Source organism: Mesorhizobium sp. M5C.F.Ca.IN.020.29.1.1, from assembly GCF_003997375.1.
GTDB classification, from domain to species: domain Bacteria; phylum Pseudomonadota; class Alphaproteobacteria; order Rhizobiales; family Rhizobiaceae; genus Mesorhizobium; species Mesorhizobium wenxiniae.
The window spans coordinates 1-2,020 of the sequence record NZ_RZSW01000805.1 but is presented as its reverse complement, the minus strand read 5'-3'; the positions used below and the strand labels follow the sequence as shown (position 1 = coordinate 2,020).

Below are 2,020 nucleotides of genomic sequence, written 5' to 3'. Positions count from 1 at the left end.
GCGAAAGCTAAAACCAGATCAACGCGACAGGCTGCTTGTCATCGCCTGCGGGATGATTGCGCGCGAAGTTCTGGCCGTCAAGGAGCAGCTGGGGCTCGACCATCTCGACCTGACCTGCCTGCCGGCGGAATTCCATTTCTACCCGGACCGCATCGCGCCAGCCATGGACAAGGCAATCGAAAAGGCCAAGGCAGACGGCTACAGTAACATCTTCGTCGGCTACGCTGATTGCGGCACCGGCGGCCTGCTTGACCGTGTCTGCGAGAAGCATGGCGTCGAGCGCATGGCCGGGCCGCACTGCTTCGCCTTCTACCAGGGCATGGAGTCCTATGCTAAGGTCGCCGACGACGACATGATGTCGTTCTACATGACCGATTTCCTGTGCCGGCAGTTCGACGCCTTCTTCATGAAGCCGCTCGGCCTCGACAGGCATCCCGAGCTGATCAAGGACTATTTCGGCAATTACGAGAAGCTGGTCTATATCGCCCAGACCGACGACCCGGAACTCGACAAGGTCGCCGAGAAGGCCGCAAGAATGCTCGGCCTCGCCTATGAGCGCCGCTCGACCGGCTATGGCGACCTGACGACGGAGCTGGCCAGCGCGGCGGCACAAGCCTGACGGTTCGATCAGGCGGCCCCTTCGTCCGCTGCGAGCGCGGCAATCACATCGGCAAAGCTTGTCTTGCAGACGAAGCCCAGCCTGTCCCGCGCCCGCGAGGCGTCGTAGACACGGTCGATCGAGGAAAACATCGTCCAGCCCTTTCGCGCATAGAGCGCCGGAAATTCCGGAAAATAGTGCGCGACGACGGACGATGCATCGGCAATCAATGCCTCGCAATCATCGGGCCGGAACGGCGTTGGCGCCGAGACGATGAAGATGTCGAAGCCCAGTCGTGGCGCCTTCTCCAGCGCCGCGACATGGGCCTCGGCGGCATCTTCCACGGTCAGCCGGCGGAACAACAGCTCATTGGCCTTGGTGTTGGCGTCCGACTGCTCGATCGCATGCGCCATGTCGTCTGCCTCAGGAAAGAACCGCGCAGTGCGCAGCACGATCACCGGCAGTCCGGACTGGGCGTGATAGAGGCGGCAAAGATGCTCGGCCGAAAGCTTAGTTACGCCGTAGATGTTGCGCGGCTCGGGCGACACGTCTTCCGTCAGCCAGGCGGCCTTGCGCGTATCGCCGGTCAAGCCTGCGCGTATGGCTTTCGAGATCATCAGCGAGGTCGTCGACGTGAAGACGAAGCGCTGAACGCCTGATACCACCGCCGCGTCGAGCAGGTTGAGCGTGCCGCGCACATTCGTCTCGATGAAATCCTCATTACGTTGGTGTTCGATGTCAGGCTTGTGCAGCGCGCCGCTGTGGATGATCGCCTCGATGCGGTTTTCCCTGATCGTCCGCATGACCAGATCACGGTCGGCGACCGAGCCGATCACCTGCGTTTGCGCCGACGGGGCGGGATCGAGACCGATGACGCCATGGCCAAGAGCCCGCAGGCGCGGCGCTAGCGCGCTGCCCAGCCACCCTGACGATCCCGTAAGCAAGATCCGCATCGGCGAAACCACGATTTTTAAGCTGATCGCTGTTAAGCACGGATGACATGTCACCGCGAACGGGTAAGTTGTATGCCAAACGAGAAAACAGGCTGTTCCAGCTTTCGACCAGGAAACGCACCGATGATCTCTCGCCTCCTGATTGCCGCAGGCGTTGTCTGCTTCGCCCTGCCCGCGCTCGCCGATGGCGAGGTGCAGAAGCTGATCACGCCCGCCGACAAGGTGCGGCTCGACAAATATGACAAGACGCGCAAGGCAGCCCTTGACGAAGCCAGGGCTGGCGACGCCGCCGATGTCAAGCAGCTCGACGCCTTGCTGGCAAAGCCGTTGGTCTCGTTTTCCGACAAGGACCTGACCGGCAACTGGCAGTGCCGTACGATCAAGGCCGGCGGGCTGAGCCCGCTCGTCATCTATGGCTGGTTCCAGTTCCAGGTGATCGACCACGGTTCCGGCTGGATGCTGGAAAAAA

3 protein-coding genes are annotated in these 2,020 nt (G+C 61.8%); 2 read left to right on the top strand and 1 reads right to left on the bottom strand.

Translation table 11 applies throughout. From position 1 onward, the window contains the following. Positions 1-619: DUF1638 domain-containing protein (locus EOA85_RS33750; protein ID WP_127212589.1), on the top strand; the 619-nt coding region annotated here is incomplete at its 5' end. A gap of 8 nt (positions 620-627) precedes the next feature. Here EOA85_RS33750 and EOA85_RS33745 read toward each other — a convergent pair. Continuing rightward, positions 628-1,551 carry an NAD(P)-dependent oxidoreductase gene (locus EOA85_RS33745; protein ID WP_127212588.1) on the bottom strand — a complete coding sequence of 308 codons (924 nt, stop codon included), beginning with the start codon at positions 1,549-1,551 and terminating at the stop codon, positions 628-630. Positions 1,552-1,674: 123 nt separating this feature from the next. Between EOA85_RS33745 and EOA85_RS33740 the strand changes: the two genes are divergently transcribed. After that, positions 1,675-2,020, top strand: a 346-nt coding sequence (locus tag EOA85_RS33740) for a DUF4893 domain-containing protein (protein ID WP_127212587.1), incomplete at its 3' end; no start/stop codon positions are given.

Excerpts from the sequence above, each read along its gene's own strand:
- EOA85_RS33745 (WP_127212588.1), bottom strand. The coding sequence starts at position 1,551 with ATGCGGATCTTGCTTACGGGATCGTCAGGGTGGCTGGGCAGCGCGCTA.